21 protein-coding genes are annotated in these 24,602 nt (G+C 50.6%); 8 read left to right on the top strand and 13 right to left on the bottom strand.

What is annotated here, in order from left to right:
* Positions 1-20: 20 nt before the first annotated feature.
* From M1D30_RS04660 to M1D30_RS04645, 4 genes are all read right to left on the bottom strand, one after another.
* Entirely contained in the window at positions 21-1,043 is a 1,023-nt protein-coding gene (locus M1D30_RS04660) for a Fic family protein (protein WP_248506761.1), read from the bottom strand.
* An 820-nt stretch (positions 1,044-1,863) separates the two neighbouring features.
* Positions 1,864-2,535 carry a YggS family pyridoxal phosphate-dependent enzyme gene (locus M1D30_RS04655; protein ID WP_248506759.1) on the bottom strand — a complete coding sequence of 224 codons (672 nt, stop codon included), beginning with the start codon at positions 2,533-2,535 and terminating at the stop codon, positions 1,864-1,866.
* Positions 2,536-2,543: 8 nt separating this feature from the next.
* Positions 2,544-3,032 carry a DUF4494 domain-containing protein gene (locus M1D30_RS04650; RefSeq protein WP_248507740.1) on the bottom strand — a complete coding sequence of 163 codons (489 nt, stop codon included), beginning with the start codon at positions 3,030-3,032 and terminating at the stop codon, positions 2,544-2,546.
* Between the two features lie 24 nt (positions 3,033-3,056).
* A complete protein-coding gene (locus M1D30_RS04645; RefSeq protein ID WP_248506758.1) occupies positions 3,057-4,148 on the bottom strand; it encodes a hypothetical protein in 1,092 nt (363 codons plus the stop codon).
* Positions 4,149-4,286: 138 nt separating this feature from the next.
* On the opposite strand from M1D30_RS04645, the gene M1D30_RS04640 reads away from it, so the two are divergent.
* The 4 genes from M1D30_RS04640 (at position 4,287) to M1D30_RS04625 (ending at position 10,208) form a co-directional block, all read left to right on the top strand.
* Positions 4,287-5,489 carry a pyridoxal phosphate-dependent aminotransferase gene (locus M1D30_RS04640; RefSeq protein WP_248506756.1) on the top strand — a complete coding sequence of 401 codons (1,203 nt, stop codon included), beginning with the start codon at positions 4,287-4,289 and terminating at the stop codon, positions 5,487-5,489.
* A 26-nt stretch (positions 5,490-5,515) separates the two neighbouring features.
* Positions 5,516-6,751 (top strand): FtsX-like permease family protein, encoded by a 1,236-nt coding sequence (locus M1D30_RS04635; protein WP_248506754.1) that lies wholly within the window; start codon positions 5,516-5,518, stop codon positions 6,749-6,751.
* Between the two features lie 125 nt (positions 6,752-6,876).
* The gene (locus M1D30_RS04630) at positions 6,877-8,532 is read left to right on the top strand and encodes an AMP-binding protein (protein WP_248506752.1); all 1,656 of its coding nucleotides are present in this window, start codon (positions 6,877-6,879) and stop codon (positions 8,530-8,532) included.
* Positions 8,533-8,546: 14 nt separating this feature from the next.
* Positions 8,547-10,208, top strand: coding sequence for an AMP-binding protein (locus M1D30_RS04625; protein ID WP_248506750.1), 1,662 nt, complete (start codon positions 8,547-8,549; stop codon positions 10,206-10,208).
* Positions 10,209-10,272: 64 nt separating this feature from the next.
* Here M1D30_RS04625 and M1D30_RS04620 read toward each other — a convergent pair whose 3' ends face one another.
* Both M1D30_RS04620 and lepA read right to left on the bottom strand, forming a co-directional pair.
* On the bottom strand, positions 10,273-10,872 hold the full coding sequence (locus tag M1D30_RS04620) for a Crp/Fnr family transcriptional regulator (protein ID WP_248506748.1): 600 nt from the start codon (positions 10,870-10,872) through the stop codon (positions 10,273-10,275).
* A 60-nt stretch (positions 10,873-10,932) separates the two neighbouring features.
* Positions 10,933-12,714, bottom strand: a complete 1,782-nt coding sequence (lepA, locus tag M1D30_RS04615) for a translation elongation factor 4 (RefSeq protein ID WP_248506746.1) — start codon at positions 12,712-12,714, stop codon at positions 10,933-10,935.
* A 109-nt stretch (positions 12,715-12,823) separates the two neighbouring features.
* On the opposite strand from lepA, the gene M1D30_RS04610 reads away from it, so the two are divergent.
* A complete protein-coding gene (locus M1D30_RS04610; protein WP_248506739.1) occupies positions 12,824-13,222 on the top strand; it encodes a hypothetical protein in 399 nt (132 codons plus the stop codon).
* Between the two features lie 33 nt (positions 13,223-13,255).
* Positions 13,256-14,950 (top strand): glycoside hydrolase family 43 protein, encoded by a 1,695-nt coding sequence (locus tag M1D30_RS04605; RefSeq protein ID WP_248506737.1) that lies wholly within the window; start codon positions 13,256-13,258, stop codon positions 14,948-14,950.
* Positions 14,951-15,035: 85 nt separating this feature from the next.
* On the opposite strand, the gene M1D30_RS04600 is transcribed toward M1D30_RS04605, so the two are convergent.
* The 7 genes from M1D30_RS04600 to M1D30_RS04570 all read right to left on the bottom strand — a co-directional run bounded on the left by M1D30_RS04600 (position 15,036) and on the right by M1D30_RS04570 (position 23,544).
* Entirely contained in the window at positions 15,036-15,767 is a 732-nt protein-coding gene (locus M1D30_RS04600; RefSeq protein ID WP_248506735.1) for a YebC/PmpR family DNA-binding transcriptional regulator, read from the bottom strand.
* 85 nt (positions 15,768-15,852) lie between these two features.
* Positions 15,853-18,300 carry a phenylalanine--tRNA ligase subunit beta gene (pheT, locus tag M1D30_RS04595; protein WP_248506733.1) on the bottom strand — a complete coding sequence of 816 codons (2,448 nt, stop codon included), beginning with the start codon at positions 18,298-18,300 and terminating at the stop codon, positions 15,853-15,855.
* Positions 18,301-18,411: 111 nt separating this feature from the next.
* A complete protein-coding gene (locus M1D30_RS04590) occupies positions 18,412-19,206 on the bottom strand; it encodes a prephenate dehydrogenase/arogenate dehydrogenase family protein (RefSeq protein WP_248506731.1) in 795 nt (264 codons plus the stop codon).
* Positions 19,207-19,343: 137 nt separating this feature from the next.
* A complete protein-coding gene (locus M1D30_RS04585; RefSeq protein ID WP_248506729.1) occupies positions 19,344-20,408 on the bottom strand; it encodes a bifunctional 3-deoxy-7-phosphoheptulonate synthase/chorismate mutase type II in 1,065 nt (354 codons plus the stop codon).
* Positions 20,409-20,411: 3 nt separating this feature from the next.
* Complete coding sequence (locus M1D30_RS04580) at positions 20,412-21,572, bottom strand: pyridoxal phosphate-dependent aminotransferase (RefSeq protein WP_248506727.1); 1,161 nt, start codon at positions 21,570-21,572, stop codon at positions 20,412-20,414.
* A gap of 33 nt (positions 21,573-21,605) precedes the next feature.
* Complete coding sequence (locus M1D30_RS04575) at positions 21,606-22,436, bottom strand: prephenate dehydratase domain-containing protein (RefSeq protein WP_248506725.1); 831 nt, start codon at positions 22,434-22,436, stop codon at positions 21,606-21,608.
* Positions 22,437-22,665: 229 nt separating this feature from the next.
* Entirely contained in the window at positions 22,666-23,544 is an 879-nt protein-coding gene (locus M1D30_RS04570; RefSeq protein WP_248506723.1) for a lipopolysaccharide assembly protein LapB, read from the bottom strand.
* Between the two features lie 94 nt (positions 23,545-23,638).
* Here M1D30_RS04570 and tatA point away from each other — a divergent pair, with 94 nt between their 5' ends.
* Together tatA and tatC are read left to right on the top strand one after the other, a co-directional pair.
* Entirely contained in the window at positions 23,639-23,854 is a 216-nt protein-coding gene (gene tatA, locus M1D30_RS04565) for a twin-arginine translocase TatA/TatE family subunit (protein WP_371874171.1), read from the top strand.
* Positions 23,844-24,593 carry a twin-arginine translocase subunit TatC gene (tatC, locus tag M1D30_RS04560; protein ID WP_248506721.1) on the top strand — a complete coding sequence of 250 codons (750 nt, stop codon included), beginning with the start codon at positions 23,844-23,846 and terminating at the stop codon, positions 24,591-24,593. Before tatA ends, tatC begins: the two co-directional genes overlap by 11 nt.
* Positions 24,594-24,602: the final 9 nt, after the last annotated feature.

Here is a 24,602-nt window from a genome sequence, read left to right as displayed (position 1 = left end):
TTATTGCCAATGCATCAGGTCTATTCCTTTACGAAATCCCAGTAACCAGTTTTGTCACTTCCCTTTCTAGTAATAATTCCGAGGTCACGGAACTTCTTTAATTGTTTCTCTATGCCACGCTGACTCAATCCTATTTGAGCTGCAAGGTCTCCAGCAGATAAAGATGGATTGGATGCCAAAAGTAGCAAGACCTTTTTTTCGTTTACACCGAACTTTACACCATACTTTACACCGAACTCTTTGCCGAACTTTGCATCGAACTCATCAGCTGTATTTGACAAAGGGTTTCCCTGATGCTGTTTCAGCGTCTTATATATCTCACCCAGCATAAAGTCGATAAACGGACCTGACTGCCCAGCATTCGTACTGGCTGTGATGGCATCGTAATACTGCTGCTGATTGCTATAGACCATATTCTCTACAGGCAAATGCTCGAAGAGCGGATGCAATTTGCCAAGTATCAGTGACTGCCACAAGCGCCCCATTCGTCCGTTGCCATCGACAAAGGGATGAATAAACTCAAACTCGAAATGAAACACACAGGAACGGATAAGCAGATGATCTTTTGAATGTTTCAGCCAATCAAAGAGTTCGCCCATCAACATAGGAACACGATCGGCAGGAGGAGCCAAATGAACCAATCCTTTCTCGCCAAACACGCCCACGCCACCTTTACGATAGTGCCCTGCATTATCAACCAATGCCTGCATCATCACACCATGTGCCTTTAGAAGGTCTTTCTCCTTGAAGGCATCGAGCGTAGGATATAACTCGTAGGTCTTTATGGCGTTCTTTACCTCCTGAATCTGTCGGACTGGAGCCACCACGTTTTTTCCATCAAGGACATCGCGAACCTCTTCCTCTGAAAGCGTATTGCCCTCAATGGCCAGTGAGGAATGAATGGTCTTGATGCGGTTTGCCTTGCGAAGGCGCAAACCATCCTCCTGCTCCAAACGAATGGCATAACGCTCTATCTGTGCAGAAATCTCTGCAATCAGATTGATGGCTTCGGCACTTACTGTGAATGGTGGTATGTAGCTCATTGTAGTTTTATTTTCTCCTAACTGCCTACAAAGTTACTAAAAAAATCGCAAACTGTTTACATTTTATCTGAAAAAATTGGGGGACATAGGAGAGATTCCATGAGATGTCAGGAATATGTCAAGAAAACTTTTGGGATGCTTTCGGTTTATGGCATATCGGCATAACGGCATATCGGCATATCATTTGGGAAATCGATATTTTTATGGCGCATCGACGGAAAAGATATATATATTTTATATTTAATATATATTATAATATATATTAAATATAATTATTATACCACCCTCCTTCACACTCCCTATCATGAAAATGAAAAATCGAAATGATATGCCGATATGCCGATATGCCGTTATGCCATAAATAATTATACATGTAAAGAAAAAGTGCTAAAAATTAGGGGTCTGAGAATGGACAAACTAGAGTGGCGAAAGGGGTGTTTTTGGGGTGTTTTCGGCTTGATTTTCGGTGGTTTTGCTCCCCTATCGATTTTACGATGCAACGGAGGCTGAGTTACACCCTAACGGAGGCTGTTTTGCACTGTAATTCAGGCTCCGTTGCAAGGTAACTCAGCCTCCGTTGCACCCTAAACGAATATGCGAACGCTTTCTGATTCTTTACAATTTTGGAGGTGTTTTTATAAGTCTCTAACTATCAGAATATTAGTTATTTGCGCATATTTGGGCTGTACGCAAGAAAAAAATTTTTGGTGGAGAATTTTTAAATCTCAGAGGGGCTTTTGTACATTTTATTGTCATCTCGACTAAGCGCAGCGCATGGAGAGATCTCTCGGCAGGCTCGAGATGACAGGTGTCGCGAGGGTTAATACACCCTCGGACCAAAGATGGTGGTGCCCACACGCACCATGGTGCTGCCATGCTGCACAGCCAGGTGATAGTCGTGACTCATGCCCCACGAGCGCTCGCAGAAGTGGGGATCGGCAGCGAAATACTGCTGCTTCACCTCGTCGAAGAAGTTGGCAGCGGTTTGAAACTCGCTGGCTATCTGGGCCTCGTCGTCGACATTCGACGCCATCATCATCAGGCCGCAGATCTGGACGTGCGACATCTGGCGCCACTCGCCATCGGCCAGCAACTGGCGACAGGCATCGAGGGTGAGACCGTATTTCGTGGCTTCCTCGGCAATATGGAGCTCGAGGAGCACACGCACCACCCTATCGGCCTTGGCTGCCTGCTTTTCGATTTCGCGCAGCAGCTTCAACGAGTCGACTGCCTCGATCATCGAGATATAGGGGGCAATGTATTTCACCTTGTTGGTTTGCAGGTGACCAATGAAATGCCACTCGATGTCGGGGGGCAGCACCTTCACCTTCTGGGCCAACTCCTGCTCGTGACTCTCGCCAAACACACGCTGGCCCTCTTCATAGGCGGCCGTGATATATTCGGCAGGATGGAACTTACTGATAGCCACCAGTCGCACCCCATTGGGGAGCGACTGGCGCACTTTATTTAATTGTCCTTTAACGTCGTACATACCCACAATTAGCCTTCGTACTCTGGCTTATCATCGGCCTTGGCAGCGCCCTTGGCCACATGTTCAAAGACATCCATCAGCTGGGTCTCGGCCACGCTGGCAATGGTATAGTCGATCATGGTGCCACCCATCACCTCGTCGAGGTTTTTCACGGCGCCATTGAACGAGCCGGCCTGCACCAGGTAGTTCACGTTTGACTTCTTCTCTTTCTCGGTCTTCTCGTCGATGGTGATAAACTGCAGCTTGGCCTTATACCAACGGTCGGCCAACTCCTGGTCGCTGAAGAAGATCTCGCCATAGGGGGCCTTCTTGATGTCGGTGACGGTGAACTCGCCGCTGATATACGACGACATCTCTTCGATAATGCGCTCCTCGGCCTCGCTAAAGCTCAGGGCGTCAACGACATAGGCCTCGGTCACCTTTTTCTGAAGACCGTCTTCCATGGTCTTCTCATAACGTATCTTACATTCAAACCAGTTTGCTGTTCTACTTCTCATCATTTTTGTTTCGTTCTTTATTTTTTATTCGTTAGTATTATCGTTTGACTTATCGTTTGATTCCTCTGGCTCTACCACGCCCTTGGCACGCATCTGGCGCTTCTGGGCCTGCTCCTGCTGCTTCAGGGCCTCGGCCGCGCGCTCCTCGCGACGACGGAGGATTTCCTCGGCTTTCTTCTGGTAGATGGCATCCATCTCTGACTGCATCAGCGTGTCGTCCTCGAGCGACTCTGGGTCGAAGGTGGTGTCGAACGGATCGGCCGACGCCTTTTGCTGGGCAGGCTCCACAAACTCGATACGCTCGGCCGAGGGCATCAGCTCGGTGTAGAGATAGAAACAGAACAGGGCGATGACCACCGTGCCCACCAGGGCATAGACGGAACGCATGGTGCTGCGACGCTGGGTGAGGGTGTCCTTCATCTCCTCGACCGACTTGAAACGCTGCGAGGGATCCTGGGCCGTGGCCTTCTTGACCACCTTCTTATATTCGAACGGCAGGGCACTCTGGCCATAGAGATGAATAATGAGTTTGCCCAGCGAATAGACATCGCTGCGCTCGTCGATGGTGCCATGACTGAACACCTCGGGCGCCACAAAATCCTCGCTGCCTGCATAGAGGTCGTTCTGGTCGGACAGCGACGTATAGAACGAGCCATGGGTGAGCAAAAGAGGCGAGGTGTCGCCCTTGCGCACAAAGATGCTATCGGGCGAGAAACAGAGGTGATAGACGCCCTCGGCATGCAACTTCGTGGCATAGTCCATCAGCGTGGTGACCAACTGGTCGACAAAGCCCTTCTGGGCCACGATGGCAGGACTGGCGAAGAGCAACTGCGAGAGTGTCTGCCAGTTGCCGGTCTCGAGCTCCAACTCACTCACCGTACCGTTGTTTTCTTTCACGCCGAAATGCAACTGCTGGCGGGTGCGCTGGTGCAGCGACCATTGCTCGTCCTTCTTCAGGGCGTCGCAAAAGGCAATGCTATCGGTGAGACTTGGTTTGAGCTTCACCACAAAATGATATTTACTGTCTATCTGCGTCCTATAGAAGTCGCCTATAGGCAGTTTCTCGCTACGAGGCTTCAACTCCTCCTGCGCATTCAGCATTTCTTGGAAATTCATACGGTTTTCTTTTAGAATCGTGCAAAATTACGCAATAAATCCGAATTGAGCAAACAAATAAGGATTTTTTCGGCGGAACATGCCGTTATATCGAAAGAAAGTCGTAACTTTGCAAACGTTTAATCAAACAGAAAAAAGATGCCTGAAATATCAGTACGCGGTCTGGAGATGCCCGAGTCGCCTATCAGGAAACTGGCTCCCCTCGCCGTTGCCGCCAAGAAACGCGGCACAAAAGTGTATCATCTGAACATCGGACAGCCCGACCTGCCTACACCACAGGTTGGACTGGATGCTTTGAAGACCATCGATCGCGAGATTCTGGAATACTCGCCTTCGCAGGGCTATCAGAGCTATCGCGAGAAGTTGGTGAGCTATTACGCCAAATACAATATCAACGTGACGGCCGACGATATCATCATCACATCGGGCGGTAGCGAGGCTGTGCTCTTTGCCTTCCTCAGCTGTCTGAACCCTGGCGACGAGATTATCGTGCCCGAGCCTGCCTACGCCAACTACATGGCCTTTGCCATCTCGGCTGGCGCCAAGATCCGTACCATCGCCACCACCATCGAGGAGGGCTTTTCACTGCCCAAGGTGGAGAAGTTTGAGGAGCTGATCAACGAGCGCACTCGCGCCATCATGATTTGCAACCCCAACAACCCCACGGGCTATCTGTACACCCGTCGCGAGATGAACCAGATTCGCGACCTGGTGAAGAAATACGACCTCTATCTGTTCTCGGACGAGGTGTATCGTGAATATATCTACACGGGCTCTCCCTATATCTCGGCCTGCCATCTGGAGGGCATCGAGCAGAACGTCATCCTGATTGACTCTGTGTCGAAGCGCTATTCGGAGTGTGGCATCCGTGTGGGTGCGCTGATCACGAAGAACAAGGAGGTGCGCGCTGCCGTGATGAAGTTCTGTCAGGCCCGACTCTCTCCCCCATTGATTGGACAGATTGTGGCCGAGGCTTCGCTGGATGCGCCTGAGGAATACTATCGTGATGTTTACGATGAGTATGTGGAGCGCCGTAAGTGCCTGATTGACGGACTGAACCGCATTCCTGGCGTTTATTCGCCCATCCCCATGGGTGCTTTCTATACGGTGGCCAAACTGCCTGTTGACGATGCTGAGAAGTTCTGCCGCTGGTGTCTGTCGGATTTCGAGTACGAGGGACAGACGGTGATGATGGCTCCTGCCGCTGGCTTCTATACCACGCCTGGCGCTGGCATCAATCAGGTGCGTATTGCCTACGTGCTGAAGAAGGAGGACCTGATGAAGGCGCTCGTGGTGCTGCAGAAGGCTCTGGAGGCCTATCCGGGGAGAGTGAGTGAGTAGTTCAATTGATAATTGATAATTGATAATTGAACTTCCCATTATTCATAGCCAAGAGAATTTATAGCGATCAGGGCGACCGCCGCAAGGTGAGCCGCCCGGCTATTCGCATAGCCACCGTGGGTGTGGCCATCGGACTGGCCGTGATGATTATCACGGTGAGCGTGGTGCTGGGATTCAAGCACACCGTTCGCGACAAGGTGGTGGGCTTTGGCAGTCATATCCAGGTGTACAACCTGCAGGGCAACATCTTCCCCATCTGCATCAACGACAGTACGCTGAAGGCCTATGAGGAGGCTGACGGCGTGCGCCATGCTGAGCGCTTTGCCATGACGCAGGGCATCCTGAAAACGAACGATGATTTTCTGGGGGTGATCCTTAAGGGCGTGGGCAGCGAATACGACACGCAGTTCCTGCAAGACTGCCTGGTGGAGGGTGAACTGCCGACTTTCTCGGATGGGAAATCGAAATACCCGCTGGTGGTGTCGAAGACCATGGCGGATAAGTTGCGCCTGCATGTGGGCGACCGTCTGTTTGCTTATTTCATTGGCAACGACGATGTGCGCACGCGTCGCTTTACGGTGAGTGCCATCTACCAGACCAACATGAAGCGCTTCGACGATATGATGTGTCTGACGGACCTCAGCGTGACGCAACGACTGAATGGCTGGGACAGTCTGCAGTGTACGGGTGCTGAGGTGCTGGTGAACGACTTCGACCGACTGAAGGAGACGAACCGCAACCTGCTGGACATCCTGCACGGCAAGGGCGATCGCGACAACGAGATGTCGGTGAGCTATACTATCACGGATATCTATCCGCAGGTGTTCTCGTGGCTCGAACTGCTCGACATCAACGTGTGGATCATCCTGGGACTGATGATTGCCGTGGCGGGCTTCACCATGATTAGTGGACTGCTCATCATCATCCTGGAGCGCACGCAGATGATTGGCATACTCAAGGCGCTGGGTGCTCGCAATGCCACCATAAGGCGCACGTTCCTGTGGTTTGCCGTGTTTATTATTGGGCGTGGACTGCTGTGGGGCAACATCATCGGACTGGGCATCGTGCTGCTGCAGAAATATACGGGTCTGGTGAAGCTGGATGCGCAGACCTACTATGTGAACGAGGCGCCCATGGAGGTGAACCTGGTGCTGATTGCCCTGATTAACATCGTGACGCTATTGGTGAGCGTCTTTGTGCTGATTGCGCCAAGCTATCTGGTGTCGCACATCCATCCGGCACGCTCCATGCACTACGAATAGTCTATTTTAGGAATTAATTATTCTCTTTTTCCATTTTTTAAGATAATACTATAAAATACTGCACGATTTTTTTTGTTTTGTGCAAAAAACAATGTACCTTTGCACAAAATTTTGAAATTTGTGCAATGAACACTGGTTCTAGTTTTAATAAACTCATCTATGACGCTATCATCAAAAACTGGGATGCCGATGCCCTGACAGACTATCAAGGCGCAACGCTTCAGTTTCACGATGTGGCAAGAAAAATCGAAAAACTACATATCGTTTTCGAGAACTGTGGTATTCAGAAAGGAGACAAGATTGCCATCTGCGGACGCAACTCTGCCCACTGGGCCGTTACTTTCCTGGCAACGCTGACCTATGGGGCCGTGGCTGTGCCCATTCTGCATGAGTTTAATGCAGAGCAGATTCACAATATCGTGAACCATTCGGAGGCGAAGGCCTTGTTTGTGGGCGACTTCGTGGCTAAGGAGATTGACCCTGAGCAGATGCCCAACCTGGAAGGCATCGTCTTTATGCCCGACTTCTCGTTGATGGTGTCGCGTTCGGAGAAGTTGACTTATGCGCGCGAACATTTAAATATGATGTTCGGCTCGAAATATCCTCGTGCGTTCCGTCAGGAGCATGTGCACTATCACGAGGACCAGCCCGAGGAGTTGGCATTGATTAACTATACCAGTGGCACAACAGGCTTCTCGAAGGGAGTCATGCTGCCCTATCGCACCCTTTGTAGCAATGTGCAGTTTGTCATCGACCGTCTGTCGAAGGAGGTGAAAGCGGGCGACCCGCTGCTCGACATCCTGCCCATGGCTCACATGTATGGCCTCGCCATCGAATTTTTGTTCGGCTTCTGCAATGGTTGTCACCTGTTCTTCCTCAACCGCCTGCCTTCGCCTACACTCATTGCCAAGGCTTTCACCGACATTAGACCCACACTGGTGGTGTCGGTGCCCCTGATCATCGAGAAGATTATCCGCAAGAAGGTGTTCCCTGTGATTCAGACGCCAAGGGTGAAACTGCTGCTGTCTATGCCTATCGTTTCGCATAAGGTGAAGACGCGCATTCGCCAGCAGGTGTATGAGGCCTTTGGCGGCCGTGCCTACGAGGTGATCGTGGGTGGCGCTGCCTTGTCGAAAGAGGTGGAGGAGTTTCTGCTGAGCATCAACTTCCCCGTCACCGTGGGCTATGGCGCCACAGAGTGCGCACCACTCATCAGCTATCGCGACTACAAGGAGTTTGCTCCCAGCTCGTGCGGCTGTCCTGTGGACAGAATGGAGGTGCGCATCGTGAGCAACGACCCTGAGAATGTGCCTGGCGAGATTATCACACGAGGCACCAACGTGATGCTGGGCTATTACAAGAACGAGGAGGCCACCCGTCAGGTGATTGACGAGGAGGGCTGGTATCATACTGGCGACCTGGGCACGATGGATGCCGACAAGAACATCTATATCCGTGGTCGCATCAAGAACATGCTGCTGGGTGCCAACGGACAGAACGTGTATCCTGAGGAAATTGAGGACAAGTTGAACTCAATGCCTATGGTGAGCGAGAGCCTGATTGTGCAGGACGGCGACAAGCTGGTGGCCATGATCTATCCAGACCAGGACGAGACTGCCAGTCTGGGACAGGAGGAACTGGAGGCCGTGATGGAGCAGAACCGTGAGAACCTGAACGAGATGCTGCCTAACTTCAGTCGCATCAGCCGCGTTGTGATTCGCGACGAGGAATTTTTGAAAACACCTAAGAAGAGCATTAAACGCTATCTATACCACGTATAATACAAATCTAAGATATGGAAAAGATACCTAGTTTTAACGAACTCATCCAGCAAAGCATCATTGCTAACTGGGATATGGATGCGCTGACTGACTATAAGGGGCAGACGCTGCAATACCATGATGTAGCTCGAAAAATAGAAAAGGTACATATCCTTTTCGAGAACTCTGGCGTACAGAAGGGCGATAAGATTGCCCTCTGCGGACGCAACAGCAGTCAGTGGGCCGTGGCTTTCATCGCCACACTGACATATGGCGCCATCGCTGTGCCCATCCTACACGAATTCATGCCTGAGCAGATTCATAACATCGTGAACCACTCGGACGCTAAACTCCTGTTTGCTGGCGACTACGTGGCTGGCATCATCGACCCTGAGGCTATGCCTCACCTGGAGGGCATCATTCGCAATACGGACTACTCGCTCATCGTGTCGCGCTCGGAGAAACTGACGTATGCTCGCGAGAACCTGAACGCGCTCTACGGACAGAAGTATCCGAAATACTTCCGTCAGGAGCATATCAACTACTACATCGAGCAGAGTCCCGACGAGTTGGCACTGATTAACTATACCAGTGGCACCACGGGCTTCTCGAAGGGTGTGATGATTCCTTATCGTGCCCTCTGGTCGAACTACGACTTTGCCTGCAACGTGCTGGGGGCAACCATCAAGAAGGGTGACAACATCATCTCGATCCTGCCCATGGCGCATATGTATGGCATGGCCTTCGAGTTTCTGTTCGAGTTCCTGCATGGCTGTCACGTGTTCTACCTGAACCGTACGCCATCGCCTGCCATCATCGCACAGGCTTTTGCCGAGGTGAAGCCTCGCATCATCATTGCCGTGCCTCTGGTCATCGAGAAGATTATCCGCAAGAAGGTGTTCCCCAAGATTCAGAACAACCGCATGCGCCTGCTGCTGCAGATGCCTATCATCTCGGCCAAGGTGCGCGAGATGATCTGCAAAGAGGTGCTGAGGGCCTTTGGCGACAATGCCTACGAGGTGATTATCGGTGGCGCTGCCTTCAACCAGGAGGTGGAGCAGTTTATGCATCGCATCAACTTCCCTTATACGGTGGGATACGGCGCTACGGAATGTGCGCCCATCATCTGTTATGCCGACTGGCAGACGTTCAAACCTAAGTCGTGCGGACGTGCCGTGGTGCACATGGAGGTGAAGATTGACTCGCCCGATCCTGAGCGTGTGCCTGGCGAGATCCTGGCTCGTGGACTGAACGTGATGTTGGGCTATTATAAGAACGAGGAGGCTACGGCTGCTACCATCGACAAGGACGGCTGGTATCACACGGGCGACCTGGGTACGATGGATGCCGAGGGTAACGTCTTTATCAACGGCCGTTCGAAGAACATGCTGCTGGGCGCTAATGGTCAGAACATCTATCCTGAGGAGATTGAGGATAAGTTGAACTCGATGACCATGGTGGTTGAGAGTCTGGTGGTGCAGCGTGATACCAAGCTGGTGGCTCTGGTTCATCCTGACCTTGACGAGGCGAAGGCCATGGGCTTTACGAAGGAAGACCTGCAGGGCATCATGGAGCAGAACCGTGACACGCTGAACCAGATGTTGCCTGCCTACGAGAAGATTGCCGAGGTGGAAATTCACGAGGAAGAGTTTGAGAAGACTCCTAAGAAGAGTATCAAACGATTCTTATACAAATAAAAAAGGTATTCATATAAAAAAAGGCTCCAGATTTGGAGCCTTTTTTATTATTTGGGGATAGACCTTACGAGTTCATCAACACGGCCGTGCGCACACGACTCAGCGTCTCGGGGGTCATCTGCAGATAGCTGGCGATATAAACCAGCGGAGCACGCAGCACCAACTGCGGACAGCTCTTAACCAACTTCTGATAACGGTCCTGAGCACTCTCGAAACGCAGCATATCGGCATGCTGCTGACTGATGATGAGCGACTCCTCCAGAATCTTTCGATAGAGGATCTGGATGTTTACGCTACGCATGGCCACAGCTTCGAGTTCTTTCTTCGGCATGGCGTAGATGAGCGTGGGCTCCAGTGCCTGGATAACCTGCATAGAGGGTTTTTCTTTGAACAGGCTCTCGATACTCATCATGATGGTGTTCTCGGTGGCCATATACTCTGTCAGTTCCTTGCCGTTCTTAAAGTAGAACTGACGTGCCAATCCCTTTACTATCCAATATATATGTTCACACGTCTGACCTTCACTCAGGATTTTTTCTCCTTTTGCAAACTTCATGGGCACGAGCACGCTTTCAAGGATGTCGAGCTCTTCGTGCGTCATTGTACTGTATCTGCGGGCCAATTCGCGGGCCACGTCGCGTGGGGTTAAACTTAGGTTTGGCATTTTTACTTGTTTTTTGTCGGTTATATCGGTAAAATTGTTGTAGTTGAATTGTCTTGTGTATTAATCGAGCTTCAGAACAGCAAGGAAGGCTTTTTGAGGCACCTCCACATTGCCAATCTGCTTCATGCGCTTCTTGCCTCGTTTCTGCTTTTCGAGCAACTTGCGCTTACGGCTCACGTCACCACCATAACACTTGGCCAACACGTCCTTGCGCACCTGCTTCACCGTTTCACGAGCGATGATCTTGGCGCCGATGGCTGCCTGAATGGCGATATCGAACTGCTGACGGGGGATGAGTTCCTTGAGCTTCTCGCACATGCGACGACCAAAGGTCACGGCATTGTCCTGGTGTGTGAGCGTTGACAGGGCATCAACAGGCTCGCCATTGAGCAGGATATCGAGTTTTACGAGCTTTGACGGACGGAACGAGTCGATATGGTAATCGAACGAGGCGTAACCCTTCGAGATGCTCTTCAACTTATCGTAGAAGTCGATCACGATCTCGCCCAGAGGCAGCATGAAATGCAGTTCCACACGATTGCCACTGACATATTGCTGGTCGATGAGTTCGCCTCGCTTGTCAAGGCAGAGGGTCATGATTGGACCAATATAGTCGGCAGCGGTGATGATGGAAGCACGGATATAAGGCTCCTCGATATGGTCGATGAGTGTCTGTTCGGGCAGTCCTGAGGGATTGTGCACCTCTTTCTCCTCGCCCTGCTTCGTATAGCACATATACGATACGTTGGGCACGGTGGTGATGACGTCCATATCGAACTCACGGTCCAGGCGCTCCTGCACAATCTCCATGTGGAGCAGGCCCAGGAAGCCACAGCGGAAGCCGAAGCCCAGAGCAACTGACGACTCAGGCTGGAAGGTCAATGAAGCATCGTTCAACTGGAGCTTTTCCAATGAGGCACGCAGGTTCTCGTAGTCGGCAGGGTCGATAGGATAGACACCAGCAAACACCATGGGCTTCACTTCCTGGAAGCCCTCGATGGCCTTTTCGCAGGGACGATCCACATGGGTGATGGTATCGCCCACCTTTACCTCTTTCGAGTTCTTGATGCCACTGATGATATAGCCCACATCGCCCGTACGCAACTCCTTACGGGGAATCATGTCCATCTTCAGTACGCCCACCTCGTCGGCCTCGTATTCCATGCCGGTATTAAAGAACTTCACCTTGTCGCCCTTGCGGATGACACCATTGGTGATCTTGAAGTAGGCAATGATGCCACGGAAAGAATTGAAGACTGAGTCGAAAATGAGTGCCTGCAGAGGAGCCTCCTCGTCGCCCACGGGATGGGGAATACGGTCGACGACTGCATTCAGGATTTCGTCGACACCCTCACCCGTCTTTCCTGAGGCACGGATAATGTCCTCAGGGTCACAGCCAATGAGGTCAACTATTTCGTCCTCCACTTCGTCGGGCATGGCGCTGGGCATGTCAATCTTGTTAATCACGGGAATGATCTCAAGATTATTGTCGATGGCCATATAGAGGTTCGAGATGGTCTGTGCCTGCACACCCTGTGTGGCATCAACCACCAGCAGCGCACCTTCGCAGGCGGCAATGGAACGCGACACCTCGTAAGAGAAGTCGACGTGTCCTGGGGTGTCAATCAAGTTGAGGATATATTTCTCACCATTACGCTCATACTCCATCTGAATGGCATGACTCTTAATGGTAATACCACGTTCGCGCTCCAGGTCCATGTCGTCAAGCATCTGTCCTTCAGTCACTTGAATGGTCTTGGTGCGCTCCAGGAGTCGGTCGGCCAAGGTCGACTTGCCATGATCAATATGCGCTATGATGCAGAAATTTCTGATATTCTTCATTTAAGTATATGTATCTATTAGTTTGCAAAGGTACAAAAAAGAAAGTAAATTGGTGGCTCTTTTGCAATTTTTTTATATCTTTGCATCCAAATTATCAATAACAGCATTCATGAAAAAATTATTCTTGATGGTTACTACTATCATTCTGCTGACTGCATGTCAGGAATCTCTGGAGGAGAGGGCGGCACGCGAGGCACGCGAAGTGACCGAGGCAAAATGCCCAATGCCCATTGGAAACAACATGTATATGGACAGCGTGGTGTTTAACATCCCTACCCTCACCCAAACGCAATACTTCCGTTTTACTGGCGATACAGACAACGACAGTGTGGTCACGACACTGGAGAACACCAACGTCAAGGAAACCTTGGTTCAGGAGCTGAAAAACACGCCCAACTACAAGGCCTTGATGCAGCGTGGCGTGAGCTTCCGCTATGTCTATCGCTCAACGAAAAATCCAGAGAAGACCTACCTTGACATTACTATCGTCAAAGAAGATTACCAGTAAATAATAATCATCAACTTATTGTAACCATAAACAATGAAAAAGAAATTCATTCTTGCTGCTGGTCTGATGGCCATCAGCATGCAGATGGGCGCGCAGACCATTACCATTGCCAACGACCACAAAGGAACATCGAACGGCAACCCCATCAGCGCTAGTGTGTTTTGTGCCGACCCAACGGCTATTGAGTACGAAGGACGTCTTTACGTGTATGGCACCAACGACCACCAGCAGTACATCAAGAACAACAAAAAGGGCTCTAACGGCTATGGCAACATCAAGTCGCTGGTGGTGTTCTCGACCGACGACATAGTGAACTGGACCTTTCATGGCACTATCGACGTGGGTAAGGTGTGCACCTGGGCAGGACAGTCGTGGGCACCCTCGGCCGTATGGCGCGAAAAGGAGAACGGCACCAAGGAGTTCTTTATCTATTTTGCCAATGGCGGTGGCAGCGTGGGCGTGATGAAGAGTACGAAATCGCCTCTTGGCCCATACTCATCGCCTCTGGGACAGGCCATGATTCGTCATGGCATGGCTGGTGTGGACCCCTGTAACTGGGTGTTCGACCCTGGCGTGGTGATTGACGACAATGGTGTGGGCTGGATTGCCTTTGGCGGTGGCGACCCACAGAACTCGAACAACAAGCTGATGCCTGGCAACTCGCGCATAGCTAAGTTGAAGTCGTCGATGACGGCTCTCGACGGTGCTGCTGTAAACCTGCCTGCACCCTATCTGTTAGAGGCCAGTGAGATTAACATGATGAACGGACGCTATGTCTATACCTACAACACATCGTGGAGTGACCGTAATCAGTGGAGTTCGTATGACAAGCGCAACGGACAATCAGCGCCTTCATCGTGCAGCATGTGCTATATGGTGAGTGACAATCCCCTGGATCCCGACTCATGGGAATATCGTGGAGAGTATGTGCCCAACGAAGGCAACTTTGGCATGGGATGGGGCAACAACCACACCCACCTGCATAAGTTTAACGGCAACTACTACCTGTTCTATCACTCCACACTGCTGGAGAGCAGCATGAAGGACAAGGGCGAGATGAACAGCGACGCCTCGGGCTATCGCTCTATTGGCGTGAACAAGGCCACGGTGAACGAGCAGACACAGAAGATTAACAAGATGACGCTGTCGAAAACAGGTGTCAGTGCCATCAAGAACCTGGATCCGTATCAGCTGCAGCAGGCTGAGACCATGGCTTCGTCGGGTGGTGTGATGTACGAGGACTACAAGAACACAAAGAGTGTGTCGAAGAGTTCGCTGGGCAACGACGCCTCTGAGAACTTGTATATCAAGATGAAGGCTGGCTCGTGGACATCGGTACGCAAGGTGGACTTTGGTTCGAACGGTGCCAAGTCGTTTACGCTCAGGGCCAAAGGAACGGGTAAGATGGAGATCCGACTCACCAGAACAGGCAAGGCTCTTGCCACGGTGGAGTTCTCGTCGACTACATTCGAGGATCATGTGATAGAGGTGGATTCTACCACTTTCAAGGGTGTAAAAGGCAATGTGTTCTTTGTGTTCACGGAATCGACCAACGCGCAGTTTGACGCCTGGCAGTTTTCGGAGGAGTTGCCAACAGGCATCCAGAGTCCAACCAACAGACAGGCAGTCACGAAAAAAGGTACTTACGACCTGAATGGGCGTCGCATTGACGCTTCAAGAAATGTGCATGGCATCGTGATTGAGAACGGAAAGAAAGTGAAAAGGTAAAAGGGTAAAAAAGTAAAAAGATAAAAAGAAGCGGGTTGAGATGGTTCTCAACTCGCTTTTCTTTTATTATCTGTGACAGAGGGACTTACGCCTCCTCAGGCTTCATGTTGGTGTAGACAGTCTGCACGTCGTCGAAGTCCTCGAGCTTCTCAACCATCTTGTCAATGGTCTCGCGCTGCTCGGGTGTAACGTCCTTCAAGTCGTTAGGAATACGAGTGAACTCGGCACCAGTAACCTCGAAGCCGTTCTCCTCAAGGTGCTTCTGCACAGCGCTGAAGCTTGAAGGGTCGGCATAGATAGTGATGCTATTCTCCTCCTCGTCCTCGTCGTACTCGTCCTCTACACCGTAGTCAATCAGATCCAGGATCATCTCGTCCATATCCAGACCGTCCTTCTTCTTGAAGGTGAACACTGACTTGTGGTCGAAGAGGAAGCTCAGAGAACCCTGAGTACCCAGGTTACCATTAAACTTGTTGAACACCGAACGAACATCGCCAACGGTACGGGTGGTGTTGTCGGTCAGGGTCTCTACAAACACAGCGATGCCGTGAGGGCCATATCCCTCGTATGTTACCTCCTTATAGTCGCTTTGGTCCTTACCCATAGCGTTCTTGATGGCACGCTCGATGTTATCCTTCGGCATGTTCTCGCGCTTGGCATTGGCAATGCAGGCACGCAGTGCAGGGTTGTTCTCGGGCTCTGGACCGCCAGCCTTCACGGCAATGGCAATCTGCTTACCGATCTTTGTAAATGTCTTGGCCATGTGGCCCCATCTCTTCAGCTTTGTAGCTTTACGATATTCAAATGCTCTTCCCATTGGATTATTTTTTATTTTACTATTTTCTTTTAGTCGCTACGCTATGCAAAAGCGCTAAAGCGAGTTTCTTATTACCTTTTTACTTTTATCGAAGCTCTGCATTGAGCTGCTTCTTCAGATTTGCGATGAGCTTCTGCATGATAGCATCAATCTGCTTGTCGTTCATGGTCTTCTCTGTGTCCTGCAGAATGAAGTTCACGGCATACGACTTCTTGCCTTCGGGCAGGTTCTTGCCCTCGTAGACGTCGAACAGCTCTACCTTCTTCAGCAGCTTCTTCTCGGTCTGACGGGCAATCTGCTCAATCTGAGCAAACTCTACGGCATTGTCAACGAGCAGAGCCAGGTCGCGACTCACGGCAGGATGCTTAGAGATCTCGGAGAAGGTCACCTCGTTCTTCTTGGTTGCCTTCATCAGCTGAGTCCAGTTGAGCTCAGCGAAGTAAACAGGCTGTTGCAAATCAAACTGCTTCAAAAGCTTCTTTGACAGGATACCCATCTCGATGAGTTTCTTACCACCACGATTCTCAATGACGATGCCAGCCGAGAAGTTAGGATTCTCGCTCTTCTTCTGAACCATCAGGCCCTGCTTCATGCCAATACGACTCAGGATATTCTGAACGTAGGCCGAAAGCTCGTAGTATGTGGTATCTTCGTTGGGATGAGCCCAAGAACCCTCTACGCGCTTACCTGTCACCCAGATGCCCATGAAGTTCTCCTCCTTATAGGCCTGCATGGGATTCTCCTCGTTCTTCTTCTCAGGATCAAAGAAGTAGCAGTTGCCAAACTCGAAGAAACGCAGGTTGGCATTCTTACGCTTCACATTGTGCTCAACGCTCTCCAAACCACCGTAAAGCAGGGTCTGGCGCATCACGCCAAGGTCGCTTGACAGGGGGTTCATTATCTTCACGACCGTTTCGTCCTCGCCATAATAGGCAGTCTTCGTCAACGAGTTATTGAGAATTTCGTTGAAGCCAGCACCAACAAGCTGCTCAGACACCAGGTTCTGAAGCTTATGCTTACGGTCTTCCTCGGCCTTGATGACGAGGCTCGACTTCAACTGTGTGGGAATTTCCACATTGTTATAACCATAGATGCGCAGGATATCCTCTACCACATCGCAAGGACGCTGCACGTCCACACGATAAGCAGGAATCTCCAGCTTCAGTCCCTCGGCGTTTTCTTCGATCACCTTCATCTCCAGTGTCTGGCAGATGCTCTTGATGGTCTCCACAGGGATATCCTTACCTACGAGGTTGTGCACATAGCTATACTTCAGGTCGACGATGGCATTCTCCATCTTCTCAGGATAGACATCGCAAATCTCCATTGACACCTTACCACCAGCCAACTCCTTGCAGAGCAGGGCTGCCTGCTTCAGGGCATAGATAACGCCATTGGGATCGATGCCACGCTCAAAGCGGAACGACGCATCGGTTGAAAGGCCATGACGACGGGCCGACTTACGAATCCATGTAGGATGGAAGTAAGCACTCTCGAGCACCACATTCTTGGTGGTCTCGTAGGTACCACTACCCTTGCCGCCAAACACGCCAGCGATACACATGGGTTCCTCAGCGTTGCAGATGGCCAGGTCGCGCTCAGAGAGCTTATGCTCCTCACCGTCGAGTGTGACGAAAGGTGTGCCCTCGGGCATGGTCTTCACCACAATCTTGTGGCCCTTCACCATATCGGCATCGAAGGTGTGCAAAGGCTGTCCATAGGCCATCATCACATAGTTGGTGATGTCGACGATGTTATTGATAGGACGCAGACCAATGGTGGTCAACTTGTTCTTCAGCCAGTCGGGCGACTCCTTCACCTCGCAACCTGTGATGCTCACGCAGGCATAGCGCTTGCAGGCCTCCGTATTCTGAATCTCAACTTCGATGGGGAGGTCGTGATTGTCAACGGCAAAAGCCTCGTCCGAAGGACGGTGAAGACTAGTCTCGTAGCCATTCTGCTTGAGCCAGGCATAGAGGTCGCGAGCCACGCCCCAGTGAGACAGAGCATCAGCACGGTTGGCGGTGATGTCCACTTCGATGAGCCAGTCGCTCTCCAGATTGTAATACTCGGCAGCGGGCGTACCTACCACGGCGTCCTCGGGCAGCACGATAATACCATCGTGACTGGTACCCACGCCGATCTCGTCCTCGGCACAGATCATACCATTAGACTCGACGCCACGCAGTTTTGATTTCTTGATAACAAATTCCTGATCGCCGTCGTAGAGCACACAGCCCAAATCGGCCACGATCACCTTCTGACCGGCAGCTACATTAGGGGCGCCACACACAATCTGTGAAGGCTCGCCCTTGCCCAGGTCGACCGTTGTAACATGCAAGTGATCAGAGTTGGGATGCACTTCGCAAGTGAGCACCTTGCCCACATAGAGTCCTTTCAGTCCACCACGTATGGACTGTACTTCTTCCAGAGCGTCAACTTCGAGTCCCGTAGAGGTCAGTGCATCGCATACCTGCTGCGGCGAAAGGTCGAAATCAACGTATTCTTTCAGCCATTTATAAGAAATATTCATTCCTAAAACAATTGTTTAAATTCGAATTCGGCTGCAAAGGTACAAAATAAATCGCAATTAACGCCAAAAAAAATCTGATTATCCATTGCGAATAACCAGATTTTTCGTTTTCTATCGTTTAATCTCTATGTCTCCACGCACGTTATCCCGGATCTTGGTGAGATAACGCTTCATGCCAGAGGCATCTTTTTGGTCGATAATCTCAAGGAGTTCCTTCAATTCTGTACGAATCTGCGATACCTGATCGTGAGTATAGGGGTTGAATAGGATTTCCTGCAACAGGTAGTCGTCTTCATTCAACACTCCCTTGGCAATCTTCATATGACGTTTGAAGGTGGTGCCTGGTGCATCCTGATGCTTCATCACAGCCGCAAATACAAAGGTGGAAACAAAGGGAATACTCAACGAATAGGCCACCGTCTTATCGTGCTCCTCGAAGGTATACTCGTAGATGTTCAGTCCCAACTTCTGATAGAGGTCCTTGAAGAAACAGCGTCCCATGCAGTCGCCCTCCTGGATGATGATGGCATTCTCCTCGGACAGTTGCTGCAGGTTGGCAAACGTAGGTCCAAACATGGGGTGTGTTGACACATAGCGCATGCCTGTCTGCTCGTAGAAGTCCTTCAGGTCGGTCTTCACACTGGCAATATCGCTGATAATGCACTCCTTGGGAAGATAAGGAATCACCTCCTTAAACACAGGAATAGTGTATTTCAGCGTAACGGCATTAATCAGCAACTCTGGCTTAAATGCCTTAATCTCGTCGTAAGTAGTAAACCGTTGGCAGTTGTAAGTGAAACGCATGCGCTTGGCATCGCGTTCGAACACAGCCACCTCGTGGTCAAAACTCAGCAGGTCGATGAAGAAGCTTCCCATCTTACCTGCGCCCATCACTAATATTCGCATAAAAAAGACTCTCCCCCGACCCCTCCCTATGAGGGAGGGGAGTAGAATGTTTTGTCGGGGTATTCTACTTGATTAAGTTTTTATTATTTCAGAAGTAACCACTCCCCTCCCTCTAGGGAGGGGCTGGGGGGTGGGTCTTACTTATTGATAATTTCTATCTGTTGACGAACACTCTCTTCGTGGATACCTTCGAAGACCTTTGCCACGAAATCGGCACCCATGCCCAGCAGCGAGCCCTGAGCACCACGCTTGGCCAGAATCTCGTTGTAGCGCGAGGTCTGCAGCACCGTCATGTTGTGTTCTTTTTTATACTGACCAATCTCACGGCACACACGCATACGCTTAGCCAGGAGGTCCATCAACTGATTGTCCAGTTCGTCAATCTGTTTGCGCAACTGCTGGATACCCTCTGTAGTAGCATGCTCATCGCGGATGACAAGCAGCGAGAGGATATAGTCGAGCACATCGGGTGTCACCTGCTGAGCGGCATCACTCCAGGCCTTGTCTGGATCACAGTGACTCTCGATGATGAGTCCGTCGAAACCCAGGTCCATGGCCTGCTGACACAGTGGAGCCACCAACTCACGACGGCCACCAATATGACTGGGATCGCTGATGATGGGCAGTTCCGGTATGCGACGATGCAACTCGATGGGAATCTGCCACATAGGCATGTTGCGATAGATCTTCTTGTCGTATGACGAGAAGCCACGATGAATGGCTCCAAGACGCTTCACGCCAGCCTGGTTCACACGCTCCAGAGCACCAATCCACAACTCGAGATCGGGGTTCACGGGGTTCTTGATAAACACGGGCACGTCAACACCCTTCAACGAGTCGGCCAACGCCTGCATAGCAAAGGGGTTTGCCGATGTGCGAGCACCAATCCACAGGATGTCAATGCCATATTTCAGAGCCAGTTCCACGTGCTCGGGCGTAGCCACTTCTGTCGACACCAGCATCTTTGTTTCCTCTTTAACCTGCTTCAACCATTTCAAGGCAGGTTCGCCGTGGCCCTCAAAGCCACCTGGCTTGGTGCGAGGTTTCCACACTCCAGCTCGGAAGTTATGGCAGCCTTTCATCGCCAGTTGCTTGGCGGTGGTCATCACTTGTTCCTCAGTCTCTGCAGAGCAAGGGCCTGCAATAACGAAGGGACGTTCGTTGTCACTCGGAAGGTTCAGTTTTTCAAGTTCCAATTCCATATCTTATATTGCTTTTTTTATTCTTTCTAATGCTTCCTGTATCTTCTCCTCCTTGGCACACAGCGAGATGCGGATATAACGTTCGCCGTTCGAGCCAAAGATAAAGCCTGGTGTAATAAAGACGCGAGCCTCGTGGAGCACACGCTCCGTCAGATCTTCCACGTTCTGGACATCGGCAGGAATCTTGCCCCAAAGGAACATACCCACCTGATTCTTATCGTACGTACAACCCAAAACTTCCATAATTTTCTCGGCCCACTGGCGACGACGGGCATAGGTCTCGATGTTATATTCGCGATGCCAAGCCTCATCATTATTAAGCGCCTCAGCAGCAGCTAGTTGGATACCACGGAAAGTACCGCTATCCACGTTACTCTTAATCTTCAAAATCCACTGAATGAACTGAGGATTTGACACACACATGCCCACACGCCAGCCAGGCATGTTATGACTCTTCGACATTGAGTTGAACTCAATACAGCAGTCCTTGGCACCAGGCACCTGTAGCAGCGATAGATGTTTCTCATTCAGGATAAAACTATAGGGGTTGTCGTTCACCACAACGATATCGTGGTCCTTGGCAAACTTCACCAGTCGCTCGTAGGTCGCCATCTGAGCACGGCCGCCCGTGGGCATATTGGGATAGTTGGTCCACATGAGCTTCACCTTCGAAAGGTCCATCTTCTCCAACTCGTCGAAGTCGGGCTGCCAACCATTATCCTCGCGCAAGTTGTAGTTCACAATCTTCGCACCCAGAATCTTTGAGAGCGAAGTGTAGGTGGGATAACCAGGATTGGGCACAAGCACCTCGTCGCCAGGATTCACAAAGGCCAACGTCACATGCAGGATACCCTCTTTCGAACCAATCAGGGGCAGCACCTCAGTCTTGCCGTCGATATCAACATTGTACCAGCGCTGGTAGAACCTTGCCATTGCCTCGCGCAACTCAGGCGTACCCATGGTGGGCTGATAGCCGTGCGCATTGGGTTGACTGGCCACCTCGCACAACTTGTCAATGGTCTGCTTTGACGGGGGCATATCAGGACTACCAATGGCCAACGAGATGATATCCTTGCCTTCGGCATTGAGTTGGGCCACCTCCTTCAGTTTTCTGCTGAAGTAGTATTCCTGTACTAAACTTAATCTGTCTGCTGGTTGTATCATAACTATGAACTATAAACTATGAACTATGAACTTTTAATTCGCCTTATACTCTCCCAGGATTTTCAAATCGCGTGTCAGGGGTATGATGGCATCCACCGCCTGACGATAGCGAGTGAGGTCGTTGTAGGTCACATCGACATAGAACAGATACTCCCACTCCTTACCAATGATGGGCAGCGACTGAATCTTGGTCAGGTTAATCTTATAGAATGACAGAATAGCGAGTACGGCCGAGAGCGATCCCTCTTCGTGGGGCAGCGAGAAGACGATGCTGGCCTTGTTCGAATCGATGAGCGGACGCAGCATGTCGGCCTTCTGGGGTGCTGAGCACACAAGGAAGCGGGTGAAGTTGTGCTTATTGTCCTCAATACCATCCTCAAGCACTTTCAGTCCGTAGAGCTTAGCAGCCTCCGCATGACAAATGGCTGCCCATCCTTTGTGATGCCCCTCGGCAATCATCTTGGCCGAGCCGGCGGTATCGTCACCTTCCACAATGCGCAGGTTGGGATGACGCTCCAGATAATGGCGTGTCTGCATCAGAGCCACAGGATGAGAGTGTACCTCCGAGAGGGTGTCCCAGTCGTCCTCGGGCAGACAGCAGATGCAGTGGGTGATGTGGAGTTTATGCTCGCCAACCACCGTCATACCACTATCGCGCAGCAACTCATAGTTGTGTAGCAGCGAACCTGCAATGGTGTTCTCGATGGCGGCCATACCTATCACAGTTGGGTCTTGGCGCATACTGTCATAAACCTGTTCGAAGGTGTTACAGCAAATCAGCTGCAATTGCTCACCCTCAAAATACTGATGGGCTGCGATATCGTGAAACGACCCTGTAATGCCTTGTATTGCTATTCTCTTCATACTCTAAAAAGAAGCCCCACTTTCACTTTTCGTGAAGCGGGGCCTTATTTTATTTTTTTAATTTTCAATTTTGTTATTTACATACGACTACCCGCTTCACAATTGCTTGTAAAGTAATAATAAAAGTAGAAGTATGCATTAAATTTCTTCATTTTCGTTACTATTTGTAATTTTCGGATGCAAAAGTATAACAATTCTTTCAAATTACCAAACTTTTTCAAGGATTTTTTTATAATCCAAAGGGATTAATGGCAGAATACACGCGTTTCATGGCCTGCTCTACCCCCTCGGCCGAGTAATCACCACTCACATCGGCTAGTTCGTTGGGGTTCATCTCAAGCAGTTTCTGCATATCCTCCTCTGCCCCCTTCTTGTCGCCCTGCTCGTAACGTATCTGTCCACGTTCACGATAGGCATCCATCTGGAATGGGTTCAGGTCGATAACCTTATTATATATATCCAAAGCGGTGTCGTCCTTGCCCGACAGGTGAGCCACACGAGCCGCCATCAGCAATACGTCCTCATCGGCCTCGGTATGCTCCAGCAGCCAAACCACATCTTCCGATGCCCCTTTCACGTCGCTCATCTTCAGCAGGGTCTTGGCCCTCAGCAGACGGGCGTCGCTCAACTGCTCGTTTTGACTAATGGCCTTAGTCAGGTAAGCAATGCCACTAATCATATCGCCCTGACCCAGCACAGCCTGCGCCAGCATGTAGTTAGCCATGGCCAGTTCACTGTTCTGACTCAACGCCTGCTCGCACAATTTCTTCATCTCGTCATAGTCCTCCAGCATATAGGCTACATGCGCAGCCTGAAGCAACAAGGCCGCATTCGACGGTTGGGCGTTAATCATAATCTTCATCTCGGCCAGCGCCTCGTCCAGTCGACCCAGGCGCATCAGTGTCTGCGACAGATAATCGTTCACCTCCAAGTCGTCCTTTATCTTCATCGCCTCGCGGAAGCAGCGCTCAGCATAGTCAAACTGCCCCATACGCATGGCTTTTACACCGTCGTATTTAAACACGTCGAAGTTCTTAGCCTCGGCATTTTTCTTCTCTTCCTCAGGGTTTTCAGGTTCCCCTCCGAAAAACGATTTCCAGAATCCCATAACAATATTTTTTAATTTTTGACTGCAAATATACAAAAAAAGAATTTATTTTCGTATCTTTGCCAACAAATTAAATCATTTAATCACAAAAATTATGATGCTTGGACTAAAAACATTACTACTCTTCGGCCTGGGCGGACAGGAGCTTCTGCTCATTGCCCTCATTGTTCTTCTGCTGTTCGGAGGTGCTAAGATTCCTGAGTTGATGCGTGGCATGGGCAAGGGTGTCAAGAGCTTTAAAGAGGGTATGAAAGAGGTTGACGAGGTAAAAAAAGACATCGAGAACGAAGTAAAAAAGGATGAAGAATAACGAGGCGGCCACCTTCTGGCAGCATCTCGACATTCTGCGCTGGGTCATTCTGCGTTCGCTGGGCGTGGCAGTGGTCTTTGCCGTTGTAGCCTTCTGTCTAAAGGATCGGCTCTTTGCGGTGGTCTTGGCTCCCAGAACGAGCGAGTTTATCACCTTTCGATGGCTGGGTGTCGAACCGTTCAGCATCCATTTGATGAACACAGGTCTCACCGAGCAGTTCATGACCCACATGCGTGTGGCCATGTATGCCGGATTGCTATGCGCAGCCCCATATATTATTTACGAACTTTTCCGTTTCGTGTCGCCAGGACTCTATCAGAACGAACGGCGTGCAGGTCTGTGGATGGTATCCTCGGGCTATGTGATGTTTATGTTGGGCACTTTGATCAACTATTTTCTCATTTTCCCCCTCACCGTGCGATTTCTGGGCACCTATCAAGTCAGTCCTGAGGTAGACAACATGCTCACCCTGCAGTCGTATACCGACACACTCATCTCGATGTGCCTAGTCATGGGCGTCATCTTTGAGCTGCCCGTTGTCTGCGCCATTCTGGGCAAACTGGGTTTCCTCACCTCAAAACTCATGACCCGCTATCGCCGTCACGCCATTGTGGCCATCCTCATCGTGGCAGCCATCATCACCCCCACCACCGATGTCTTCACGCTTCTCATCGTCTCGCTACCCATCTGGCTACTTTATGAGATCAGCATTCTGGTAGTGAATCTGATGAGGAAATAAAAACTCACC

It is taken from the genome of Prevotella sp. E15-22 (genome assembly GCF_023204875.1).
Lineage (GTDB): Bacteria > Bacteroidota > Bacteroidia > Bacteroidales > Bacteroidaceae > Prevotella.
This window is presented reverse-complemented; position numbering and strand designations above follow the sequence as displayed.

Coding starts and splice junctions, on each gene's coding strand:
- M1D30_RS04655 (WP_248506759.1), bottom strand. CDS start 2,535: ATGTACGACGTTAAAGGACAATTAAATAAAGTGCGCCAGTCGCTCCCC.
- tatC (WP_248506721.1), top strand. CDS start 23,844: ATGAAGAATAACGAGGCGGCCACCTTCTGGCAGCATCTCGACATTCTG.
- M1D30_RS04620 (WP_248506748.1), bottom strand. CDS start 10,872: ATGCCAAACCTAAGTTTAACCCCACGCGACGTGGCCCGCGAATTGGCC.
- M1D30_RS04625 (WP_248506750.1), top strand. CDS start 8,547: ATGGAAAAGATACCTAGTTTTAACGAACTCATCCAGCAAAGCATCATT.
- M1D30_RS04575 (WP_248506725.1), bottom strand. CDS start 22,436: ATGAAGAGAATAGCAATACAAGGCATTACAGGGTCGTTTCACGATATC.
- M1D30_RS04605 (WP_248506737.1), top strand. CDS start 13,256: ATGAAAAAGAAATTCATTCTTGCTGCTGGTCTGATGGCCATCAGCATG.
- M1D30_RS04590 (WP_248506731.1), bottom strand. CDS start 19,206: ATGCGAATATTAGTGATGGGCGCAGGTAAGATGGGAAGCTTCTTCATC.
- M1D30_RS04630 (WP_248506752.1), top strand. CDS start 6,877: ATGAACACTGGTTCTAGTTTTAATAAACTCATCTATGACGCTATCATC.
- M1D30_RS04645 (WP_248506758.1), bottom strand. CDS start 4,148: ATGAATTTCCAAGAAATGCTGAATGCGCAGGAGGAGTTGAAGCCTCGT.
- M1D30_RS04640 (WP_248506756.1), top strand. CDS start 4,287: ATGCCTGAAATATCAGTACGCGGTCTGGAGATGCCCGAGTCGCCTATC.
- M1D30_RS04660 (WP_248506761.1), bottom strand. CDS start 1,043: ATGAGCTACATACCACCATTCACAGTAAGTGCCGAAGCCATCAATCTG.
- M1D30_RS04580 (WP_248506727.1), bottom strand. CDS start 21,572: ATGATACAACCAGCAGACAGATTAAGTTTAGTACAGGAATACTACTTC.
- M1D30_RS04600 (WP_248506735.1), bottom strand. CDS start 15,767: ATGGGAAGAGCATTTGAATATCGTAAAGCTACAAAGCTGAAGAGATGG.
- tatA (WP_371874171.1), top strand. CDS start 23,639: ATGATGCTTGGACTAAAAACATTACTACTCTTCGGCCTGGGCGGACAG.
- lepA (WP_248506746.1), bottom strand. CDS start 12,714: ATGAAGAATATCAGAAATTTCTGCATCATAGCGCATATTGATCATGGC.
- M1D30_RS04585 (WP_248506729.1), bottom strand. CDS start 20,408: ATGGAATTGGAACTTGAAAAACTGAACCTTCCGAGTGACAACGAACGT.
- M1D30_RS04570 (WP_248506723.1), bottom strand. CDS start 23,544: ATGGGATTCTGGAAATCGTTTTTCGGAGGGGAACCTGAAAACCCTGAG.
- M1D30_RS04650 (WP_248507740.1), bottom strand. CDS start 3,032: ATGAGAAGTAGAACAGCAAACTGGTTTGAATGTAAGATACGTTATGAG.
- M1D30_RS04610 (WP_248506739.1), top strand. CDS start 12,824: ATGAAAAAATTATTCTTGATGGTTACTACTATCATTCTGCTGACTGCA.
- pheT (WP_248506733.1), bottom strand. CDS start 18,300: ATGAATATTTCTTATAAATGGCTGAAAGAATACGTTGATTTCGACCTT.